Source organism: Mesorhizobium sp. CA16 (genome assembly GCF_020165175.1).
In the GTDB taxonomy this organism is placed as follows: Bacteria; Pseudomonadota; Alphaproteobacteria; order Rhizobiales; family Rhizobiaceae; genus Mesorhizobium.
This window is the reverse complement of record NZ_JAIUHP010000001.1, coordinates 62,542-83,335: the sequence shown is the minus strand read 5'-3', so window position 1 is coordinate 83,335 and position 20,794 is coordinate 62,542. Positions and strand designations below refer to the sequence as shown.

The following is a 20,794-nucleotide window of genomic DNA, read 5'->3' as shown; positions in this document are numbered from 1 at the left end:
GGCGCGTGAAATAAAAGCAAATCACAATCCGGCAGCGACCTCTTGGATGAAGTCCAGAAACGCTCTGACCTTTGCAGGGGGTAGATGGCGCGAGGGATGGTAGGCATAGAGTGGATAAAGCTCCTCCGACCAATCCGGTAAAATCCGCACCAATTCGCCGCGTGCCATGAAGGGCGCGAGACCCACGGCAAGGCTCTGGAACACCCCTTGACCCGCCACGCAGGCGGAGACCGCGACGGAAGGATCGTCGAGCACCAGGCGGCTTGTGACCTTGACCTCAACGATCTCGCCGCCGCGATAGAATTCCCACGGAAACGGCAGTCCCGTCTGAGGATCGCGGAAGAGCAGAGCCTCGTGATGGACGAGGTCATGAGGCGAGCGCGGCTCGCCATGACGATCGAGATATACCGGCGCGGCGACCGTCAGGATCGGCGTTTCGAGGAGTTTTTGTACGATGAGCCTTGAATCGTCCGGGGGGCCGAAGCGTACCGCGACGTCTATCCCCGCCATCATCTCCTCGCGATAGTTGCTTGTGGACAGGTCGAGTTGCAGCATTGGATAGCGTGCCAGGAACTGCCTAAGCGTCGGCGCGAGCACCATGCGCGCGAACCAGGGATCGACTGATACGCGCAGCCTGCCGCGCACGACCGCAGCGGCACCTGTCACCTCGGCTGCCGCCTCGTCGAGGCCGGCAAGCAATGGCATTACCTGCGCATGGAAGCGCCGCCCTTCTTCGGTGAGGCTTACCTCGCGCGGATTGCGGTCGAAGAGGCGGACGCCGACCCTCGCTTCCAGGCGCGCCACCGCCCGGCTCACGCCCGAGGGCGTTACGCCGAGCATTTCGGCCGCCCGGGCGAAATTCCCGGCCTCCGTCACCGCCGCAAGGACGCCGACGCCGGTGAGGAGCCGCGTGTCGAAAACCATTCCTTCTCCTTACCGTCCACTAACGGACGCCACCTCGAAAACGCAATGATTTTGAGTCACCGTAGCACTGATCTTAATGCGCGTGAATCACGTTATAGCTCGGCATACACACGGCTCCATTGTCGGGTGAGCAGCCATCGGCCGCCCTCCTGAGAACCTTCAAAGGAGCCAGTCATGAACCAGTTGACACGCAGAACCATTCTCCAGCGCGGAGGCCTGCTCGGTGCCATTCTGGCGCTCGACACCGTGAGCCCCGCTCTGGCTGCAACGAAGCCCGTCGCATCCCTTCTGAGCGCGAGCGCAATCGACGCCGCCTTGCGCGCCGGCGTCTCCCGTGACGACGTCTCCGGCGTCGTCGCCATGGCAGCCACCCGCAATGGCCTCGTTTACGAAGGCAGCTTCGGCAGGTCGAACGTTGCGACCGGCGCGCCGATGACGGCCGACACGGTGTTCTGGCTGCTCTCCATGACCAAGGCCTTCACGGCCACCGCCTGCATGCAGTTGATCGAACAGGGCCGCATCGACCTCGATGACGACGCGGCCAAGTATCTGCCCGAACTTACCGCGCCCCAGGTCCTTGAAGGCTTCGCCGCCGACGGTGCGCCGCGCCTGCGCCCCGCCAAACGCGCCATCAAGGTGCGGCATCTGCTTACCCACACCTCCGGCTTCACCTATTCGATCTGGAGCGAGGCGCTGAGCCGCTACGAGCAGGTCACCGGCATGCCCGACATCGCCACCTGCAAGAATGCCGCCTTCACGGCGCCGCTCGAATTCGATCCCGGCGAACGCTGGGAATACGGCATCAGCATGGATTGGGTCGGCAAGCTGGTGGAAGCCGTCTCGGACCAGTCGCTGGAAGTCTATTTCCGCGAAAACATCTTCGCGCCGCTTGGCATGCGGAACTCCGGTTTCCTGATCGGGAGCGAACAGAAGAAGCATGTCGCCACCTTCCAGAACCGGCGCGCAGATGGCGGGTTGGAGCCGGCGCCGTTTGAGATGCCGCAGCGGCCGGAATTCTTCATGGGCGGCGGCGGCGCCTTCTCGACCCCGCGCGACTACATGACGTTCCTGCAGGCCCTGTTGAACGGCGGGACGCTAAATGGCGCGCGTATCCTCCGTCCGGAGACGGTCTCGCTGATGATGCAGAACCAGATCAGCGAACTGAACGTCCACGAGATGCGCTCGGCGCATCCGTCCTATTCGCGCAGCTTCGACCAATTCCCCGGCCAGCCGCACAAATGGGGCCTCTCCTTCGACATCAACACGCAGCCTGGGCCGAACGGCCGCTCTGCGGGCAGCATCTCATGGGCGGGCCTGCTCAACTGCTATTTCTGGCTCGATCCGGTCAAGCATGTCACCGGCGCGCTCTTCACACAGATCCTGCCCTTTTACGACGAGCGGGTCGTCGCCCTCTACGGTGCCTTCGAGCGCGAGCTCTATGCCGGACTCGCCTGAGTCGGCGCGATCCCAACCAAAGGAGAACCGATATGTTTGCAATCACCGGAATCACCGGCAAAGTCGGCGGCGCCTTGGCGCGCACTTTGCTTGCCGACGGGCTTTCCGTCCGCGCCGTCTTGCGCGACGAGGCTAAGTCTGGGCCATGGATCAGACAGGGCTGTGAGGTCGCCCTTGCCGAGATGAATGATGCGGAGGGCCTCGCAGCCGCCTTCCGCAGTGTCGAGGGCGTCTTCATCCTGCCGCCGTCGGAATTCGATCCCGAGCCAGGCTTTCCCGAGGCGCGGCGCGTGATCGCGGCGCTGGTGGCGGCCCTCATCGCGGCCCGTCCCGGCAAGGTGGTGTGCCTGTCGACCATCGGCGCCGACGCTGCGCACGAGAACCTGCTGACCCAGCGCACCCTGCTTGAGGAAGCGCTCGGCGAGCTCGACTTGCCGGTAACCTTCCTTCGGCCCGCCTGGTTCATGGAGAATGCGCTGTGGGACGTTGCCGCCGCGCGTGATGAAAGCGTGCTGCGCAGCTGCCTGCAGCCAGCCGACAAGGCCTTCCCGATGGTCGCGACGCAGGATGTCGGGCGCACTGCAGCTGCGCTCTTGCGCGAGGACTGGACCGGAACGCGGATCGTCGAGCTGGAAGGGCCTCAGCGCGTGTCGCCAAACGACCTCGCCCATGCCTTCGCCAAGGCGCTGGACCATCCGGTGCGGGTCGAGATCGTGACGCGCGACAGTTGGGAAGCGCTCTTCCGCGGGCAAGGCACGCGCAATCCGCTGCCCCGAATTCGCATGATCGACGGCTTCAACGAGGATTGGATCGCGTTCCGCGACGACGGCAGGTCGGCGATGAAAGGTACCGTGACACTCGAAGACGTTGTCACGGACCTCGTCGGCCAGAACTGCTCCGAGGCGGCTGGCTGAGATCGATAGCTGCGGGCACGAAACACCGGCGGGGCAGCGTCTCCCCGAAGCATCAACTCAGAAAAGCGAGTTCATGGACACCATCATCACAAGGGGCGTCGCAATCCCTCGGCTCGGCTTCGGTACTTTCCGCGTGCCGGGGGCAGACGCCCAGCCGGTCGTCGAGAGCGTCTCCTTCTCGGGCGGCCCGCCGGTGACAATCAAGTCGCGCCACAATGTCGGCGGCCTGCATGGACGTCGGCCCCCGATCGTTGAAGCCGACGAGGGCGCCAACGTCGAGCTTGGGCGAAGCAGACACCCGACTTGCGTTGTCGGGTGCAAAGCCGTAAGACCTGCACGTCGCGAAAAACGACGCCCGCATCACTGGGCTTCGCGCATACGCCGACCGTTTCGCGGTCGGCCAGCGGCTCCAACAGCACGAGCCTGACGACAGATTGGGCTCCCGATTTCGTGCTCCGTCGGCACGGATCGCAAGACATGGAGCGCGCTATGCAGTATCCCATCACGATTGTGGGCGCAGGTTTGGGTGGCCTCACCCTGGCCCGCATTCTCAATCTCAATGGCATCGCCGCCGTGATCTACGAGGCAGAGGCATCGCCCAGCGCCCGCGTGCAGGGCGGGCTGCTCGACATGCATGAAGCTACCGGCCAGCATGCCCTGAGGGTGGCCGGTCTGTTCGAGCAGTTCGAGCGGCTGGTGCGTCCCAGCGAGGACGCGAAGCGCGTCGTCGATCGAGATGGCACAGTGCTGCTCGACAAGCCCGGTAATCCCTTCAGCAAGCGCCCGGAGGTGGACCGCGGTGAGCTGCGGAAGATGCTGATCGATGCCCTGCCGCAGGGCACGATCCATTGGGGACACAAGGTCGCGTCGGTGTCGTCGAGAGGCGACGGCCGAAACGAGCTCCGATTCGTCGACGGCACTGGCACGACGACGTCGCTGCTCGTAGGCGCCGATGGCGCATGGTCGAGGGTGCGGCCGCTCTTGTCCCAGACGAAGCCTGAATATACCGGGACCTGCTTCATCGAGACGCATCTGTCGGCGGACGATCCGCGCAGCGTCGCAAACGCTGAGATCATCGGCACAGGCACGCTGATGGCAGTGGCGCCGGGGAAGGGCATTCTTGCCCATCGCAACGCGGACGGCAGTGTTCACGTCTATGTTGCGATCAACAAGCCGGAAAGCTGGGCATCAAGCATCGACTTCACGGAGGCGCGCGCCGGTCTCGCCCGGGTCGCCGAGCAGTTCGACGGTTGGGCCGCACCGCTGGTCGCGCTGATCACAAACACCGATATCTCGCCCGTGATACGGCCGATCTACGCGCTGCCGGTCGACCATCGCTGGCGCCACGTGCCAGGCGCGACGCTGCTCGGCGATGCCGCGCACCTAATGTCTCCCTTCGCTGGTGAAGGCGCCAACTTGGCGATGTATGACGCCGCTGAGCTGGCTGTTGCGATCGCCGTCAAAAACGGCAACGAAGCCGCCATCGCCGAATACGAACAGCGTCTGTTCCCTCGCAGCACCAGCGTCGCGCAAACCAGCGCGCAGAACCTCACTCGGTTCTTCGGACCCGAGGCTCCTCAGAGCGTAGCCGACCTCTTCAGCGCCTTGGGCTGAGAGATATGGCCCAAAACGTTGGCTCGAACCCCCCCCTCGATCCGCCGCTTCGGAAGTTTGGTCGGCATAGCACCTTTCGAGACAATAGGCTGTTTCGATCTTTCCAGCGAATTTCGAGGAGCTGATGTTGGAGCGCGACCTGTCACGAGCGTCTTGATGGTCAATTGGTCTTCAATTGACCGACACGGTTCTCGGCAATCCAGCGGGCAGCCAGCACCAGCGCGCCCATGCTGAAATCCTTACCGTGCTTGGCGATCATTTCTTCCGACAGTTTGGCGAGCCGTTCGAAGAATTCATCCTTGCTCTTGTCCTCAGGGGTAAGTTCGGTCTGCATCCTTCTTCTCCTGTCGCTTGCGGCCCGCATTGGCCTATTTGAACATCTGGGCGGGAAAGGTGATGATAGCGGCGGTACCGTCGACGGCGCCTAGCGCCAGGTGCCGTCCGTCGCCGGACCAAGCAAGCGCGGTCACCGCGCTGCCCAGGGGTCTGACGAGGAGTTCGTCCCGCGTTCCGATCTGGGCGATGGTGATCCGACCGTTGGCATAGCCGGCCGCAATCAGTTTCTTCTGCGGATGGGCGGCCACGGCCTCGACCGGAACCAACCCGGCGCGGCCCGTCTCCAGAGCGCCGGAGGTTTCGCCGTCAAGTGGCGGCGCGGTCATCGACCAGCCGGCAATCCGGAATGCGCCCGACGCAAACAGCGCGTCCCCCGGCGCGCTCCAGCATACCGTCCGGACTGACGATGGAAATCCCGCCACGATTGCAGTTCGGTCATCACTTGCGCTGACCAGAGCAAGGCCTCCGGTTTCGAGCCCACAGGCCAGCCAGGCGCCGTCGCCACTCCAGCAAATTGACATCGGGTGCGCTGAAAAGGCGAAATCGCGCATCGGGGTGGGCTCGCCTTCGACCACCCAGGTCGACAACCCGTGCTCCTGACCGCAGGCAAGCCTCCTCCCGCCTGGTGAGAAGGCAAGCGCGTCCGCGGATGGTGGCGCGTCGCGTTGCAGCCTCACTGCTTCGATCCCGCCGCGCGCCAAAAAGATGTCCTGCCCGCTGCTGACGGCCACCATGCCCGTCCGAGGACTATAGTCGATTGCGACGGCAGGTCCGGCGATCTTGACCAGCGTCTCCATCACAGAGCCGTCCGCGTTCAGCCGGGCCACATCGCCGGCCGCCGTCCCGACGAGAAAGTCGGACCCAAGGTAGCTTGCGAGCGGAACATCGCCATCAGCCAGAACGGCGGTCGCTACCAGTGGTACCGGCGGCTTTTCCCTTGGGCGGATCGTCGTTTGGCCGAGATCGCCGCTCACCCTGATCCGCTGCTCCGGCGGTTCCTGGTCCGCGACTGCCGCTATGGCAACCGTTCCGTCGATGCACGTGAAGGCGACGGTCGAGCCATCGGCGCTGAAGCGCAGATCGGCGATCGCCGATGGACGGCACCAGCTTCTCGCCAGCAGGTCGAACAAGGTGAGGTTCTGTATCGCGTGCTGGTTCATGGCCACTCCCTTCGTCAGTTCACGGTCTTCGCCAGGCGACGGTCGACATCGTCAATGTCACCTTCGGCGGCCGCGATACGTTCCTCGCACGCCGTGCATGCATTCCTGAATGCCGCGGCACTCTCCTCGGCTTCATGCAAGTCCTGCACCAGTTGCGCGTTCGTGCCGCGTCTGCCGATCTCGAGTTCCAGGCGCAGCACATCCATCTCGACGCCGGCAAGTTTCTGGTTGAGACGCTGCGCCTCGGCGGTGAGCGCGCAGACGCTCGCGACGAGATCGAGGCGGCGGGCGAGCAGCGCGTCACGGCTTTCGGTTTGCCCCATCGGGCCCTCCTGTCACTTTTCGTTTCCAGGCACCGGACCTGGCGGTTGCTCGAATGCCGCCAGCAGCCCGGGCAGTGTGCCGGCCTGTGACTGGAACTGCTTTTCGGCCGTCTCGATGTGGCTCTTGAGCTGGTCCCAGATGTCGACGCGCATCATCGCAGTCGTGTCCCCGGTGAGGCGCTCGATTTCTTCGACGCGGAATTGGCGCGACAGCGAAACGCCGGAAAATACGAAGTCGCGCAGCAGGATGGCGTGGCTCTCGATGAACAGATGGATCATCGGATGCGTTTCGGCGGTGACGCCGCCGGCCGCAAGTTCGGCCCGGATGAAGCTCTGGAAGTGGCTCTGCAGGCGCAATTGGCTCTCGCCCATGAAGCGCATGACAAACACCAGATCACGGGGCATCAGCCTTACCAGATCGCCGGCAATGCCGTCGGACAGATCGGATGTTGGCGGCGGTCGGCTCCGGTTGTCCCTGTCGTTCGGCATAGCCTCTCTCCTGCTGAGCCGCATGGGCCGTCACGTTGAAATAATAGAGAGACCAGAAGAATTGAATAGATGGCGTGTATTTTTCTGCATGCTGCAGGTGCTAAGTAAATATATTGCGATTGCGAATAGAAGAAAATCATTACAGCCGTAAGTTACAATTGTAAAATAACGTTACAGTTGATGGCGATCTCTGCCGTCGAAATGCGCGTGGGTTGTTCCCAGCGGCCGGATGCGCCCTTATTTCCAAACTGGCACGGCGCTTGCTTTGTCTATTTCCATAAGAAGCCCATCGCGCTCTCGTCGCGGTGCTAAAAGAACGAAGGAACGGAGGAAGCAGGTCCGCTTCGATACGCCATCGCAAGTGCGGTTGGCGGAGCGAGCCGCGCCAGACCCCTCACAAACCTTTGCCGCGATCCACTTGAACAGCCGGCCGTCGGTCGCGCCTGAATGCGCAACCCTTTGTCGTGCCGTTCGCACTCTCACTGGCGGCGCTGTTTGCCGTCTCACGCCCGGATCAAGGGATCCGCGGCTCAAACCTGGTGGAGGCTTATGACGATGTCGTCTTTGACGCTCAACAAGATTACCTCGCAACGCGGCATTTCCGTAGGCGAGGCGACGAAAAAGATTTCCGACCTCGGTTGGAACCCGACCTATGTCCAGGAAGCGATGACGTTTCCGACCGACTACAAGATCGCCAAGGCGCCGCGCGATCCGATGAAGCAGGTGCTGCGCTCTTACTTCCCCATGCAGGAGGAGAAGGACAATCGCGTCTATGGCGCGCTCGATGCCGCTCTTCGCGGCGACATGTTCCGCAATGTCGAGCCGCGCTGGGTGGAATGGATGAAGCTCTTCCTCGCCATCATTCCCTTCCCGGAAATCTCCGCCGCCCGTTCGATGGCGATGGTGGCGCGGCTGGCGCCGGGCGAAGATCTCAGGACCGGCTTCACCATGCAGATGGTCGACGAGTTCCGCCACTCCACGATCCAGATGAACCTCAAGAAGTGGTACATGGAGAACTACATCGATCCGGCGGGCTTCGACATCACCGAGGAAGCCTTCGGCAAGTGCTATGCGACGACCATCGGCCGCCAGTTCGGCGAAGGCTTCATCACCGGCGACACGATGACGGCCGCGTGCATGTACCTGACCGTCGTGGCCGAGACGGCGTTCACCAACACGCTCTTCGTCGCCATGCCCTCGGAGGCCGCCCGCAACGGCGATTACGCGCTGCCGACCGTGTTCCTTTCGGTGCAGTCCGACGAGAGCCGGCACATCGGCAACGGTCACTCGCTGCTGATGGCCGCGCTGAAGGAGCCTGAGAACCACCTGCTGCTCGAGCGCGACATGCGCTACGCCTTCTGGCAGAACCACGCCATCGTTGACGCCGCAATCGGCACCTTCATCGAATACGGCACCACCAATCGCGACAAGTCGAAGGAATCCTATGCGGAGATGTGGCACCGCTGGATCTACGAAGACTATTATCGCACTTACATGCTGCCGCTCGAGAAGTACGGCATCAAGATCCACCATGACGATGTCCAGGCAGCCTGGGAGCGCATTACCAAGAAGAACTACGTCCACAAGGTCGGCCAGTTCTTCGCGGTCGGCTGGCCGGTGAACTTCTGGCGCATCGAGGCCCAGACCGACAAGGACTTCGAGTGGTTCGAGCACAAATATCCGGGCTGGTACGCCGAGTTCGGCGACTTCTGGAAATGGTATGCCAAGCTCAGCCACAAGGGCGAGAAGGTGCTCTTGTTCAACAGCGATGTCGGTTACGTCTATCCGCACCGCTGCTGGTCCTGCCTCGTGCCTTGCCTGATCCGCGAGGACATCGTGGTCGACGAGATCGACGGGCAGCTGCATACCTTCGCCCACGAGCTCGACCGCTGGACCGCTGTCGAAGCCTTCGCCGACGAGTATCAAGGCCGTCCGACGCCCGCGATGGGCCGCTTCAGCGGCAAGCGCGAGTGGGAGACGCTCTATGACGGCTGGGATCTCGCCGATGCGATCAAGGACCTCAACTTCGTCCGTTCCGATGGCAAGACGCTGATCCCGCAGCCGCATTTGCGCTTCGGCGCCGACGAGCAGTGGACGCTCGACGACGTGCGCGGCAACATCCTCGGATCGCCGCTCAAGGCGCTTCGCAGCATGTCGCCGGCCGATCGTGAGAAGCATCTGGCCGAGTATCGGGCCGGCTTCACGATCACGCCCTTCAACTGACCATACGAGCGCGGGGGCCGGGTTCCGACCCCCGCGACATTCCAGAGGAAGGCCATCTCCTGTCCTGCGGACGGGCCGGAGAGGAATTGGGAGGTTATCGATGACTGGTGCTCACACCGTGCGCCTGGAGCCGGTCGGCGTCGAGTTCGAGGTCGAAAACGGCGAGACGGTCCTGAACGCGGCATTCCGCCAAGGCATTGCGCTGCCGCATGGCTGCAAGGAAGGGCAATGCTCGGCCTGCAAATGCGTGCTGCTCGAAGGCGAGGTCGACATGCTGAAATACTCGACCTTCGCCCTCAACGACACGGAGAAGGATACCGGGCATATCCTGCTGTGCCGGTCCATCGCCTATTCCGACATGCATGTCGAGCTTCTCAACTACGACGAGGAGGTGCTGGCGAAATCAATCGCGGTGAAGACATTCAAAGGCCGGATCTCAAAATTCGAACATCTGACCCATGACATCCGCGGCATCGAGATCGAGCTCGGCTCGCCGATAAAATTCTGGGCTGGGCAATATGTCGACATCACGGTCACCACGCAAAAAGGGGAGACGATTACGCGCTCGTTCTCCATGGCAAATACGCCGGACCAAACCCAAAAACTTTCCTTCGTCATCAAGAAATATCCCGAAGGAAAGTTCTCCGGAGAGCTTGATTCCGGAGGCATCCGCGTCGGAGCCGAAGTCACTGTCGCCGGACCCTATGGAACCTGCTTCCGGCGGGAGGAACGGCAAGGTCCCCTGATCCTGATCGGCGCCGGCTCCGGCATGTCGCCGGTTTGGTCGATCCTCAACGATCACCTGAAGAGCGGCGAGAAGCGGGACGTGTTCTTCTTCTACGGCGCGCGGACCCCGACCGACCTGTTCTATCTCGACAGGATCGCCGAGCTTGCCGGCCGCCACCCGGAGCTGAACTTCATCCCGGTGCTGTCGCATGTGAATGGCGAGGCGTGGGACGGCGAGCGCGGCTTCGTCCACCAGAGCGTCGATGCCAAGCTCAAGCAACTGGCGGTCGACGGGCAGGGCGACGTCTACGCCTGCGGTCCGCCGCCCATGATCGATGCGCTGCAGCCGGTCCTGTTCATGAACGGCTTCGAGAGCGAACGCATCTTCTTCGACCGGTTCACCACGTCGTCCAGCGCCACCCCGGGCCATTGAGACGGCCCGGAGCCAGCGACACCAAAGCAACTGCAACAAGGGAGTGAAGACAATGGTAGCAACGTCGAGTTCAGTCGGATCGGGAGCCGCGGGAGCCGCGATCTTCGCCGATTCCGACAGCCGCAAATATCGGTATTTCGATCCGAAAGGCCAGCGCGCCACCCATTACGAGGATGTCACGGTCGACGTGCAGCCCGACCCCGAGCGCTACCTGATCCAGGACTGGATCATCTCCTTCTCGAACGGCAAGGGCGCCTACATCAAGGACAATACGGCTGCCAAGAGCTCGAACTGGCATGCCTTCCGGGCTCCCGACCAGGAGTGGGAGCGCACGCATTATCAGCGCCAGTCGAAAATCGAGACGATGGTGCAGAGCGTGATCACCAATGCCCGCCGCGCCGGCGCGCCGAAGACCTTCGACAAGGTTTGGGCCAAGCTCCTGCAGGCGCATCTCGGAGCGTGGAAACATGCCGAGTTCGGCCTAGGCACTTCGCTGATGCAGGCGCAGCGCTACGGCTACACGCAGATGATTAACAACGCCACGCTGACCAATTCGTCCTACAAGCTGAGGCTCGCCCAGGACATCACGCTCTATCTCGCTGAGATCGGCATGGACATCGCCGGCTGGGACGACGAACTCGGCAAGAAGCACTGGCTGGAGGACGGTGTCTGGCAGGGCACCCGCGAGGCGGTCGAAACCATCATGGGCACGACCGACTATCTGGAACAGTACTTCGCCATCAACATCGTGTTCGAACCGCTGGTCGGCGAACTGTTCCGCTCCGGCTTCCTGATGCAAGCCGCGGCGGCCAACCACGACTTCATCACACCGCCGGTGATCTCGGCGGCCGAAGCCGACTACGAGCGCAACCTCGCCAACACCATCGACCTGGCCTACCTGCTTGCCAATGACGAGAAGCATGGCGCGGCGAACAGGAAGCTCTTCCAGGGCTGGGTGAACAAGCACGGCGCGCTTGCCGACAAGGCAGCCACCGGCCTTCAGCCGATCTGGTCGATGCCGCATTCCAAGCCGATTTCCTTCACCGACGTTCGCGCCCAATCCGAGGAACGGATCGGCCAGATCCTCGGCGAACTCGGCCTCAAGCGCTGAACAGGGAGAAGACCAACATGTCAGTAGCAGCACGCGACGCCTCGCAGTCCAACATCTTCAAATCGATGAAGGACATCACCTTTGAGCAGACGATTTCGCACCAGTGCGGCGTCACCATGAACGACTCGGTCGAGGCGCGCGCCATCGCCGAGTTCATGGGCAAGAAGCCGGGGGTTATCGTCACTTACCAGCCGGCCATGATCCGCATCGACGGCAACGGCAAGCTGATCTTCAAGATGGACGAGATCAGCGAATATCTCGGCCGCGACATGACCGCCGAGATCTTCGAGGTCAACACCTCCACCCACTACGGCCGCATGGTGCGCGTCGACGACAACACCGTGATCCTGTTCGGAAACATGGACGAGGTCTTCGAATACATCTGAGGAAGCCGGGCACCGGCGCGCCGCCCGATCGCGGCGCGCCCACTCCATCAACAGGACGGCATCAACGCGACGATTGCGGAGGCAAGAATGTACAGGACACCTGAAGGCAAAGACATCTTCGTGGTCGATGGCCACACCCATTTCTGGGACGGCAGCCCGGAGAATCAAAGGAACATCCACGGCAAGCAGTTCATCGACTGCTTCTACGCCTATCATACGGGGCTGAGCCCGAAGGAGCAGCTTTGGGAGAAGGGCAAGTTCGAGAAATACAGCGCCGACGATCTCTATCGCGACCTGTTCATAGACGGTCCGGACGACGTGGCGATCGTCCAGTCGACCTATCTGAAGGATTTCTACAAGAACGGGTTCAACACGATCGAGCGCAACGCGGAGGTCGCCAAGCGCTACCCGGAGCGCTTCATCATCAATGGGTCCTTCGATCCACGCGACGGCGAGAAGGCGCTGGAATACATCCACTTCATGAAGGAGACTTATGACGTCAAGGGCGTGAAGATGTACACTGCCGAGTGGAATGGCGCCTCCAAGGGCTGGAAGCTCACCGATCCCGACGCCTACAGGTGCTTCGAGCTCTGTGAAAAACTCGGCATCAAAAACATTCACGTCCACAAGGGCCCGACAATCATCCCGCTCAGCAAGGACGCGTTCGACGTGCATGACGTCGATCACGCAGCGACGGATTTCCAGGGCTTGAACTGGATCATCGAGCATTGCGGGCTGCCGCGCCTCGACGATTTCTGCTGGATCGCGACGCAGGAAACCAATGTCTATGGCGGCCTTGCCGTGGCGCTGCCCTTCATCCATTCGCGCCCGCGCTATTTCGGCGAGGTCATTGCCGAGCTGCTCTTCTGGATCGGGCCGGAAAAGATCCTGTTCGGCTCCGACTATGCGATCTGGACGCCGCGCTGGCTCGTCGAGAAATTCTGGGCGTATCAGATCCCCGAGGACATCGCCGCGGAACGCGGCGTGCAGCTGACCGACGAGATCAAGGAGAAGATCCTCGGGCTGAATGCCGCGCGCCTCTACGAGATCGACGTCGAAGCGAAGAAGAAGGCGCTCGCAAGTTCGCCCTTCAGCATCGCGGCGGAGTAGGGCCATGGCAACCGCCAGCGTTTCCGACAGCCGCGAGAAGGAACTCTGGCGGCGCCTTGGCGAGGTCAATGACCCGGAACTTGACGAACCGATCACCGAGATGGGTTTCGTCGAGCGCGCCGAGATGACGGGCGACGGCAGCGTGGAGGTCGATTTCCACCTGCCGACCTACTGGTGCTCGCCCAACTTCGCTTTCCTCATGCTCGACGGCGTCCGCAAGGCGCTCGACCAGCTTTCCTGGTCGCCCGCCTATCGCGTGAAACTGCACGATCATATATTCGCGGAGGAGGTCAATCGTGGCATCGAAGCCGGCAAGGCATTCGGCGACATATTCGCCGAGTTAGCCGCAGACGCGGATCTCGGCGCCGTGCGCGAAACCTTCAGGATGAAGGCATTCAAGCGCCGCCAGGAAGCGGTCCTGCGCGGACTTCGGCAGCACCGCCTGACGGATGTCGAAATCCTCGGCATGGACCTGCCGGCATACGATGCCGCCAGCTTCGAGCCGGGCGAGGCGGCCATGCAGAAGCCACGGTACCGGGCAGCGCTGCTGGAGCGGTTTCCCGATCGCCGTATGGACGATCCCGTCTTCGTCACCTGGGAAGGGCGGCAAATTCCGCCTGCCGCGCTCAGTGCCCATCTCGCCGAGTTGCGCGGTGTGCGTGTCAACATGGAGTTCAACGGTGCGCTTTGCCGTGGGCTCAAGCAGACAAGATACAAGGAACTGAGCGTGGTCGAAGGCGAGCCGACGCTGGTCGACTTCATCATGGATCGCGTGCCGGCGCGAAACGCGCCGGCCGTCTAAGCAGCGTCGAAAGCAACGGCCTCCCTCGCACGAGGCCCCCAACCAACAACCCGCCCGTAAGGCGGAAGGAGGAATCATGCCTAAAATTATGCTTCACAATTCCGAGGCCCGCCGGGCCCTTGCCCGTGGCGTGTTCAGGCTGGCGGCGGCGGTCGAACCGACGCTCGGTCCCAAAGGCATGAACGCCATGATCGACCGGCCGATCGGAACGCCTATGGTGACCCGCGACGGCGTCAGCATCGCTTCCGAGATCGAGCTGCATGACCGTTTCGAGAACATGGGCGCGCAGGTCGTCCGCGAGGTGTCGATGCAGACCAACGAGGTCGCCGGCGACGGCACGACGACCGCCATCGTGCTCGCCAACGCGCTGATCCAGGGCGGCATCGAGGCCAATGAGCGCGGCGCCAAATCAGTGGATCTCTGCAAGGGCATCAACCTTGCCGTGGCGGCGGTCGTGACGGCCCTCAAGGCATCGGCCAAGCCCGCCAAGGGCAATGGCGTCCTCGCCTCGGTTGCCAACATCGCCGCGACCGATGCCAAGCTTGGCGCGCTGGTGGCGCAAGCGCATGAGCGCGTCGGCGCAGAAGGCGTCATTACCACCGATTTCAGCGTGACCACCGAGACCACCCTGGACGTGGTCGAGGGCATGTCCTTCGACCGCGGCTACCTCTCGCATCACATGGTGACGGACCAGGAGAAGATGGAGGCCGTGCTCGAGCGGCCCTTCATCCTGATGACCGATCTCAAGATCAAGGAGCCCACGGCGCTCGAGACTGCGCGCCGTATCGCCGAAGAGGCGGGGCGCCCGTTGCTGATCGTGTCCGAGGAAGTGTCGCCGGAAGTTGTGGTCACGCTGCTCGGCAAGCAGGGGCCAGGCAAATACCTCGTCGTCCATCCGCCGGAATACGGCCATTGGCGGAAGGCCATGATGGAGGACCTGGCGATCATCACCGGCGGTAGGGTGATAGCCCGCGACCTCGGCGGCCGGCTGGAGGACATCACAGTCGACGATCTTGGGACCGCTGACCGGGTGAAAACCAGCTCATCCTACACCTCGATCATTCGCGGCGGCGGCGACCATGACGCGATCGCGGCGCGCCGCGCGCAGGTGCAGCGGCAGTATGAGGCCGCGCCGCCGAACATCGAGCAGGACAAGCTGCGCGAGCGCCTGGCCAAGCTCTCCGGCGGCACCGCAATCCTCTATGCCGGCGGCGTCACGCCGGTCGAGCAGAAGCGGACCATCCAGCTGATCGAGGATTCGCTGAATGCGGTGCGCGCGGCGTCCGAGGAGGGCGTGGTTGCCGGCGGCGGCTCGGCGTTGGCCCAGATCGCGCCGCTGCTCGACAAGGTGGCGACCGGTGTCGACGGCGATGTCGTCGAAGGCGTGCGCCTGGTTCGCTCGGTGCTGACACGGCCGCTCTGGCGCATCGCCGCTAATGCCGGCGCCGATCCCGAAGCCGTGGTGGCCGAGGTGACGCGCATCAACGGCGGCTACGGCTATAACGCATCCGCCGGCAGCTACCAGAACATGTTCGAAGCCGGGATCATCGATCCTGTCCGCGTCACCTACACCGCGCTGGCCAATGCCGCCTCCGTGGCGACGCTGATCCTGACCACCGAGACACTGATCGGCGATCTTGCCGAGGATGAGGACCCGACGGCCGGGCCGGCGCTCGGCGGCGGCGCGGAAAAGCTTGGCCGCGCCTGAAACAATTCCGGACCTGAAAGGACACGACGATGAAAGCCGCAAGACTTTACGAATACGACCCGCACATGAACGTCAAGCTCAAGATCGAGGAGGTCAAGGCGCCGACGATCACGGCCCCGGACGAGGTCATCGTGCGGGTAGGTGCCGCCGGCCTCTGCCGCACCGACCTCCATATCATTGAAGGTGTGTGGAAACCGACCATGGACCCCGACGGCAGCCTTCTGCCTTACATCATGGGTCATGAGAACGCCGGCTGGGTCGAGGAGGTCGGCAGCGGCGTCAGATCGGTCAAGCGCGGCGATGCCGTGATCTGCCATCCGTTCCGCTCTTGCGGCATCTGCCTCAACTGCCGGCACGGCGAGGATATGTACTGCGACAATGGCCAGTTCCCTGGGCTCGGCATGAATGGCGGCTTCGCCGAATATTTCATCACCAGTGAACGTTCGCTGATCAAGCTCAATGCCAATGTCACGCCGATCGAAGTGGCGCCGCTGGCAGATGCCGGCATCACCGCTTATCGCGCCGCCAAACGGGCGGCGAAGCTTTTGCGGCCGGGGAGCTACTGCGTCCTGCTCGGCATCGGCGGGCTCGGACACATCGCGCTGCAGTCGCTGCATGCGATTTCAGGCTGCCGGATAATCGCCGTCGATCGTGAGCCTGCCGCGCGCGTGCTGGCCAAGGATCTCGGTGCCGACTTCGTCCTCGATGGCGGGCCGAACGTCGTCGAAGAAGTAAAGGCGATCACCGGCGGCGGCGCCCATGTGGTCATCGATTTCGTCGGCGAGCTTGGCGTGGAAAACATCTGCTGGAAGATGGTGCGCAAGGGCGGCCAGCTGTTCGTGGTAGGCTATGGCGGCGCCGTCAACGTGCCGACCGCGCATCTGGTCATCGAGGAAATCAACATCGGCGGCAGCCTGGTCGGCAATTTCACCGAGCTCGTCGAGCTGATGGAGCTCAACGCCGACGGCAAGGTCAAGATGCACTACACCGAATACAATCTCGCCAGCATCAACACCGCGCTCGACGACTTCAAGAACCGGCGCTTCACCGGCCGCGGCGTCATCGTTCCCTGAAAGCCTTTGGGCCCGGATGGCGCGCGGAAGCCGCGGTATCCGGTCCAGGCGTCACAATCCGGAGAGGAAAAAATGAACAAATACATCTGTGAATTCGTCGGAACCTTCGCGCTGGTCTTCTTCGGCTGCGCGACGGTTCTGTTCATGCGTTCCGAGGTCGGACTGCTCGGTGTTGCAATGGCCTTCGGCCTGTCGGTGATTGCGATGGCCTATTCGATCGGGCCGATTTCCGGCGCGCATCTCAACCCGGCGGTAAGCCTTGGCGTTTTCGTTTCCGGCCGGATGAAGTCCAACGATCTCGCCGGCTATGTGGTCGCGCAATGTCTGGGCGCGATCGCTGCCTCGGCGGTGCTCTACGTGATGGCGCAAGGCAAAGGCGGCGGCTATGACGTCGCGGCGAATGGTTTTGCCCAGAACGGCTGGTCGGCCTATTCGGCGACTTCGGCGTTCTTGTTCGAGGCAGTCGCCACATTCCTCTTTCTGCTCGTCATCTTGCGTGCCACCGCGGAGGACGGCGCGGGTGCTCTGGCCGGCCTGGCGATCGGTTTGACGCTGGTCATGATCCACCTCGCCGGCATTGCCGTGTCAGGGTCTTCGGTCAATCCGGCCCGCTCGCTAGGGCCTGCGTTGTTTGCCGGCGGAAGCGCGCTGTCGCAGCTCTGGCTCTATATCGTGGCGCCTTGCCTGGGCGCTGCCGCGGCCGGACTGGTGCTGCGCACCGGGATGATCGGCGCCAGCGAACCGGCACCGCAGCTCGCCTGATCGGCCACTGCCTTTTTGTCGGTAAGATTCCCAAGCCCATGGCGGAACGCCATGGGTTTCTTTTTTGCTGCGTGTTCAGACGAAGCCGCGCCGGATGCCATATTGCTCGAGCTTGCGGTAGAGCGTTGGCCTGGAAATGCCCAGCCGCTGCGCCACCCGGCTGAGATTGCCGCCCTCCGCGCTCAGCGCATTCTTCAACGCTTGGTGTTCCGCCTCGGCTAGCGTGCCAGCGGGCTCTTCGGGGGAGACTGCCGTGTTGCTGCCCGGCTGCGGCTCGGAACCGCCATCCGTGATTTCCTCGGGAAGATCGTGCAGTCCGATACCGCGGCCGCGCGCCAGGACGTGCAGCCGTCCGACGAGGTTCTTCAGCTCACGCACATTGCCCGGCCACCGATAGGCGAGCAATGCAGCGACAGCTTCCTGCGAGAATTCCAGCGGCTCGTCGCCTGATGCAGTGGCGATCTTCCGGTTGAAATGTTCGATCAGCAGCAGCACGTCCTCCCCGCGATCGCGCAGCGGCGGCACAGTGATCGAGACGGCGCCGATCCGATAATAGAGGTCGCGGCGGAAACGACCCGCAGCGACTTCCTGCTTGAGATCTCGATTGGTCGAGGCGACGAGCCGGACGTCGACTGGCCGGCCTCGGTTGTCGCCGATACGGTGGACCACGCGCTCTTCCAGGACACGCAACAGAAACGGCTGGATCTCGAGCGGCATCTCGCCGATCTCGTCGAGGCTGAGCACGCCGCCATTGGCAAGCTCGAAGACACCCGGTTTGCCGTCGCGTGATGCGCCGGTGAAGGCGCCGGCGACATGGCCGAACAGCTCGCTGCCGAACAAGTCCTTTGTGATAGCGCCGCAATTCATCGCGATGAACGGGTCATTGTCCGTACGCCGGCTGCCGGCATGGACGAGCCGCGCGAACAGCTCCTTGCCGACGCCGGTCTCGCCTTCAACCAGCAGCGAGGCGACGCTTTTCGATCGCGCGACGCGGCAGGCGACATCGACTGCGGCAAGCAGTGCCTCGCTCTCGCCGACTATCATTGCGGCTGCGTCTTGAAGATGCTTGTCCGCCTCCCGGTTGATCACGGTCGGGCTCGGAACTGTCGGCGCCGACGGGAACACCAGCGCCGCGCCGCGCAAGTCGCCATCGAGCTTGAGCGGTGTGATGTGGCAGGAGCGCAGATGAGCCGGCAGAGCCCTGGCGATATCGGCCTCCGAACCGGACGACGGAAGGTTCATCAGCCAGCGGCCGCGACCCGCGTCTATCGGGCCGCTGGTCATTTCGGCGGCTTCGCCGTCGGGCAGGTTGTTTCGGTAGATCGCGCGCCCGCGATGATCGACGATCACCAGTCCATCTTTTCGGCGATAGCCGGGAGCCGAGGAAATGAAAGCTTCGAGCAGGCGTGTGCGCTGCTCCTGTTGCTGCTCTGCCAATGCTTTTTCGATCTGGCGGGCCGTGGCGGCGACAAGCGCGGTGTTGTGCGGTCGGAAGATCGGCGAGTAGCCTGACAAGTCGACGACCCCGACTATCTTGCCGTCCAGCGGATCGCGGATCGGCGCCCCGGCGCAGGTCCAGGACTTGATGCCGGCGCAGAAGTGCTCCGCCGCATGGACGAAAGTCGGTTCCCCGGTCCACAGGGCCGTGCCGATGCCGTTGGTCCCGACGGCGCCCTCATTCCATTTGCCGCCGATGGCCAGATGAATATCCATGCCGTCATGCAGGGTCTTCTTGTCGCCGATGGCATCGATCAGCACGCCGTCGCTGTCGGCAAGAACCAGCATCGCGCCGGTGCCCTCCAGCAACTGGCCGATGGAGGCGAAGGATCGGCGCGCCGCCGAGAGCAGTTCGGCATTGGCCCGGGTCAGGTACTCGATTTCGTCGCGATCGCTGCTCAGCGGCGCTTCGATCCCCTGAGCGTTGATGCCGCCGGTGGCGCTGCGATACCAGGAGTCGTGAATGAGGGAGCGGACGTGGCTTGGGCGGATCGGATCGCGGACACATTTGGGCTCGTCCGCCAGAAAATCTTCCCAAGCGCGCATGGTGGCGCGCTCGTCATAGTCGATGCTGCCCAGAGCGATTTGATTGCTGGCCAACGACGCACGCGTCGGAAGAGCATCGATCTTCATCTGATTAGGCCCAGGATCGCGTTTCATTCAGTCATTACGGAACCTTCGAGGCATGCCAATGCTGTATGCTGTCTTGGATCGGACGTGCCGAAGCCGGTCCAATCGCTTACCGGTCAATTGATGCCTAGTTTCGCGCCGATGTCGGTGGCGAGCTGTTCTTCGGAGTAGGTGGCGGTGAGGCGACGCCCGTCCACTTCGGCAAGCTTCGCGGCGACGGCTTCGTCGACCGGCGCGAAGTAGCCGTTCTGCTTGGTGGCCAATACGAAAATGTGCTCGCCGCCGCGATCGCGGATATCGCCGATATGATGAAGCTGACGGCCTGTGTTTTGATCCTTCGAGATCACACGCCCATTGATGCTGACATGCACGGACGGGTTGGCCTCGGCCACAGATCCGGTTGCGCCGCCAACATGAAAGATAAGGCCTTGAGCCTTCGGTTTCTGACGTGGCTGTTTCGAAGCTGAATAACCGCCGGCGCTGAGCTGGTCGGCAAGGCGCACGATGGTTGAGCGGTTCTGCTCAATCAGCCTTTTGACTTGAGCATCCTCGCGCCGCGGGCCATCCCGCTTGGAGATGATTTCGACCATGAATCCTCCCAGATTCGTCGGCAGTGCCGGTATGGCAATTTTTCTTGCTTGCAGCGGACCTTACACTGCCACAGTCGGGTCCGCCATTCATATTAGTTAGTGCCGAAATTGATATCGTTGGTAGCAGGTGGCTGCTACACCGGGGCATTCGTAGGTTGAGCAATGCCCGTGTCATGCCGCCTTGCTCTTTGATTCCGAGGGCTCGCTGTTGAATGAGTGTGCTGTTGCAGGAGACATTCTATTTCCCGTATCGCTGCTCCAGCGCTTCGGCAATATGCTCGCAAAGCAACTCCCCGGTGACGATGGTGACGTGGAGACGGATGCGTGCGCCCCGCGGATCGACCATCGTGACCACCGCGCCGCGGTCGGAGTATTCGAACGTGTCCAGAACCTTGTGAATGACAAAGTCAGCTACATTGGGTGCCGAGCCGGCGTGATTTTCCACGGCTTTCCTCCATCCCGAAATCAGCGGGTCCCTTTGGCAGCAGTCGCGTGCCTAGGCAGTCTCCTTCGACAGCTGCCCGATCG

Annotated in this window: 20 protein-coding genes; 12 read left to right on the top strand and 8 right to left on the bottom strand. The window is 62.7% G+C overall.

Annotation, left to right across the window (positions count from 1 at the left end):
- Positions 1-21: 21 nt before the first annotated feature.
- Positions 22-924, bottom strand: a complete 903-nt coding sequence (locus LB525_RS00395) for a LysR family transcriptional regulator (protein WP_224542969.1) — start codon at positions 922-924, stop codon at positions 22-24.
- A 174-nt stretch (positions 925-1,098) separates the two neighbouring features.
- On the opposite strand from LB525_RS00395, the gene LB525_RS00390 reads away from it, so the two are divergent.
- The 3 genes from LB525_RS00390 (at position 1,099) to LB525_RS00380 (ending at position 4,907) form a co-directional block, all read left to right on the top strand.
- Positions 1,099-2,379: a serine hydrolase domain-containing protein gene (locus tag LB525_RS00390; protein ID WP_224523102.1), complete on the top strand. Its 1,281-nt coding sequence runs from the start codon at positions 1,099-1,101 to the stop codon at positions 2,377-2,379.
- 32 nt (positions 2,380-2,411) lie between these two features.
- Positions 2,412-3,293: an NmrA family NAD(P)-binding protein gene (locus LB525_RS00385; RefSeq protein ID WP_224542968.1), complete on the top strand. Its 882-nt coding sequence runs from the start codon at positions 2,412-2,414 to the stop codon at positions 3,291-3,293.
- A 489-nt stretch (positions 3,294-3,782) separates the two neighbouring features.
- Entirely contained in the window at positions 3,783-4,907 is a 1,125-nt protein-coding gene (locus LB525_RS00380; RefSeq protein WP_224542967.1) for an FAD-dependent oxidoreductase, read from the top strand.
- Positions 4,908-5,067: 160 nt separating this feature from the next.
- Here LB525_RS00380 and LB525_RS00375 read toward each other — a convergent pair whose 3' ends face one another.
- From LB525_RS00375 to LB525_RS00360, 4 genes are read right to left on the bottom strand one after another with little or no spacing between them, the layout of a single operon-like run.
- Complete coding sequence (locus LB525_RS00375) at positions 5,068-5,241, bottom strand: hypothetical protein (protein ID WP_224542966.1); 174 nt, start codon at positions 5,239-5,241, stop codon at positions 5,068-5,070.
- A gap of 34 nt (positions 5,242-5,275) precedes the next feature.
- Positions 5,276-6,403, bottom strand: coding sequence for a WD40 repeat domain-containing protein (locus LB525_RS00370; protein WP_224542965.1), 1,128 nt, complete (start codon positions 6,401-6,403; stop codon positions 5,276-5,278).
- Between the two features lie 14 nt (positions 6,404-6,417).
- Entirely contained in the window at positions 6,418-6,726 is a 309-nt protein-coding gene (locus LB525_RS00365; protein ID WP_140839161.1) for a hypothetical protein, read from the bottom strand.
- 12 nt (positions 6,727-6,738) lie between these two features.
- Positions 6,739-7,215, bottom strand: a complete 477-nt coding sequence (locus LB525_RS00360) for a hypothetical protein (RefSeq protein ID WP_224542964.1) — start codon at positions 7,213-7,215, stop codon at positions 6,739-6,741.
- 549 nt (positions 7,216-7,764) lie between these two features.
- On the opposite strand from LB525_RS00360, the gene LB525_RS00355 reads away from it, so the two are divergent.
- The 9 genes from LB525_RS00355 (at position 7,765) to LB525_RS00315 (ending at position 17,549) form a co-directional block, all read left to right on the top strand.
- The gene (locus LB525_RS00355; protein WP_224542963.1) at positions 7,765-9,438 is read left to right on the top strand and encodes an aromatic/alkene/methane monooxygenase hydroxylase/oxygenase subunit alpha; all 1,674 of its coding nucleotides are present in this window, start codon (positions 7,765-7,767) and stop codon (positions 9,436-9,438) included.
- 100 nt (positions 9,439-9,538) lie between these two features.
- Positions 9,539-10,597 carry an NADH:ubiquinone reductase (Na(+)-transporting) subunit F gene (locus LB525_RS00350; RefSeq protein ID WP_224542962.1) on the top strand — a complete coding sequence of 353 codons (1,059 nt, stop codon included), beginning with the start codon at positions 9,539-9,541 and terminating at the stop codon, positions 10,595-10,597.
- 52 nt (positions 10,598-10,649) lie between these two features.
- Positions 10,650-11,708: an aromatic/alkene monooxygenase hydroxylase subunit beta gene (locus LB525_RS00345; RefSeq protein WP_224523075.1), complete on the top strand. Its 1,059-nt coding sequence runs from the start codon at positions 10,650-10,652 to the stop codon at positions 11,706-11,708.
- Positions 11,709-11,725: 17 nt separating this feature from the next.
- The gene (locus tag LB525_RS00340) at positions 11,726-12,094 is read left to right on the top strand and encodes an MmoB/DmpM family protein (RefSeq protein ID WP_112097527.1); all 369 of its coding nucleotides are present in this window, start codon (positions 11,726-11,728) and stop codon (positions 12,092-12,094) included.
- 87 nt (positions 12,095-12,181) lie between these two features.
- A complete protein-coding gene (locus LB525_RS00335; RefSeq protein WP_224523074.1) occupies positions 12,182-13,204 on the top strand; it encodes an amidohydrolase family protein in 1,023 nt (340 codons plus the stop codon).
- A gap of 4 nt (positions 13,205-13,208) precedes the next feature.
- A complete protein-coding gene (locus tag LB525_RS00330) occupies positions 13,209-14,006 on the top strand; it encodes an iron-sulfur cluster assembly protein (protein ID WP_224542961.1) in 798 nt (265 codons plus the stop codon).
- Positions 14,007-14,082: 76 nt separating this feature from the next.
- Entirely contained in the window at positions 14,083-15,714 is a 1,632-nt protein-coding gene (locus LB525_RS00325) for a molecular chaperone GroEL (protein WP_224542960.1), read from the top strand.
- A 29-nt stretch (positions 15,715-15,743) separates the two neighbouring features.
- Complete coding sequence (locus tag LB525_RS00320) at positions 15,744-16,787, top strand: NAD(P)-dependent alcohol dehydrogenase (RefSeq protein ID WP_140535659.1); 1,044 nt, start codon at positions 15,744-15,746, stop codon at positions 16,785-16,787.
- Positions 16,788-16,859: 72 nt separating this feature from the next.
- Complete coding sequence (locus LB525_RS00315; RefSeq protein WP_224542959.1) at positions 16,860-17,549, top strand: MIP family channel protein; 690 nt, start codon at positions 16,860-16,862, stop codon at positions 17,547-17,549.
- A gap of 75 nt (positions 17,550-17,624) precedes the next feature.
- Here LB525_RS00315 and LB525_RS00310 read toward each other — a convergent pair whose 3' ends face one another.
- From LB525_RS00310 to LB525_RS00300, 3 genes are all read right to left on the bottom strand, one after another.
- Positions 17,625-19,646: a sigma-54-dependent Fis family transcriptional regulator gene (locus LB525_RS00310; protein ID WP_224542958.1), complete on the bottom strand. Its 2,022-nt coding sequence runs from the start codon at positions 19,644-19,646 to the stop codon at positions 17,625-17,627.
- Between the two features lie 146 nt (positions 19,647-19,792).
- A complete protein-coding gene (locus LB525_RS00305; RefSeq protein WP_224542957.1) occupies positions 19,793-20,266 on the bottom strand; it encodes a hypothetical protein in 474 nt (157 codons plus the stop codon).
- 238 nt (positions 20,267-20,504) lie between these two features.
- Complete coding sequence (locus LB525_RS00300; RefSeq protein WP_140839140.1) at positions 20,505-20,711, bottom strand: hypothetical protein; 207 nt, start codon at positions 20,709-20,711, stop codon at positions 20,505-20,507.
- Between the last annotated feature and the right edge of the window lie 83 nt (positions 20,712-20,794).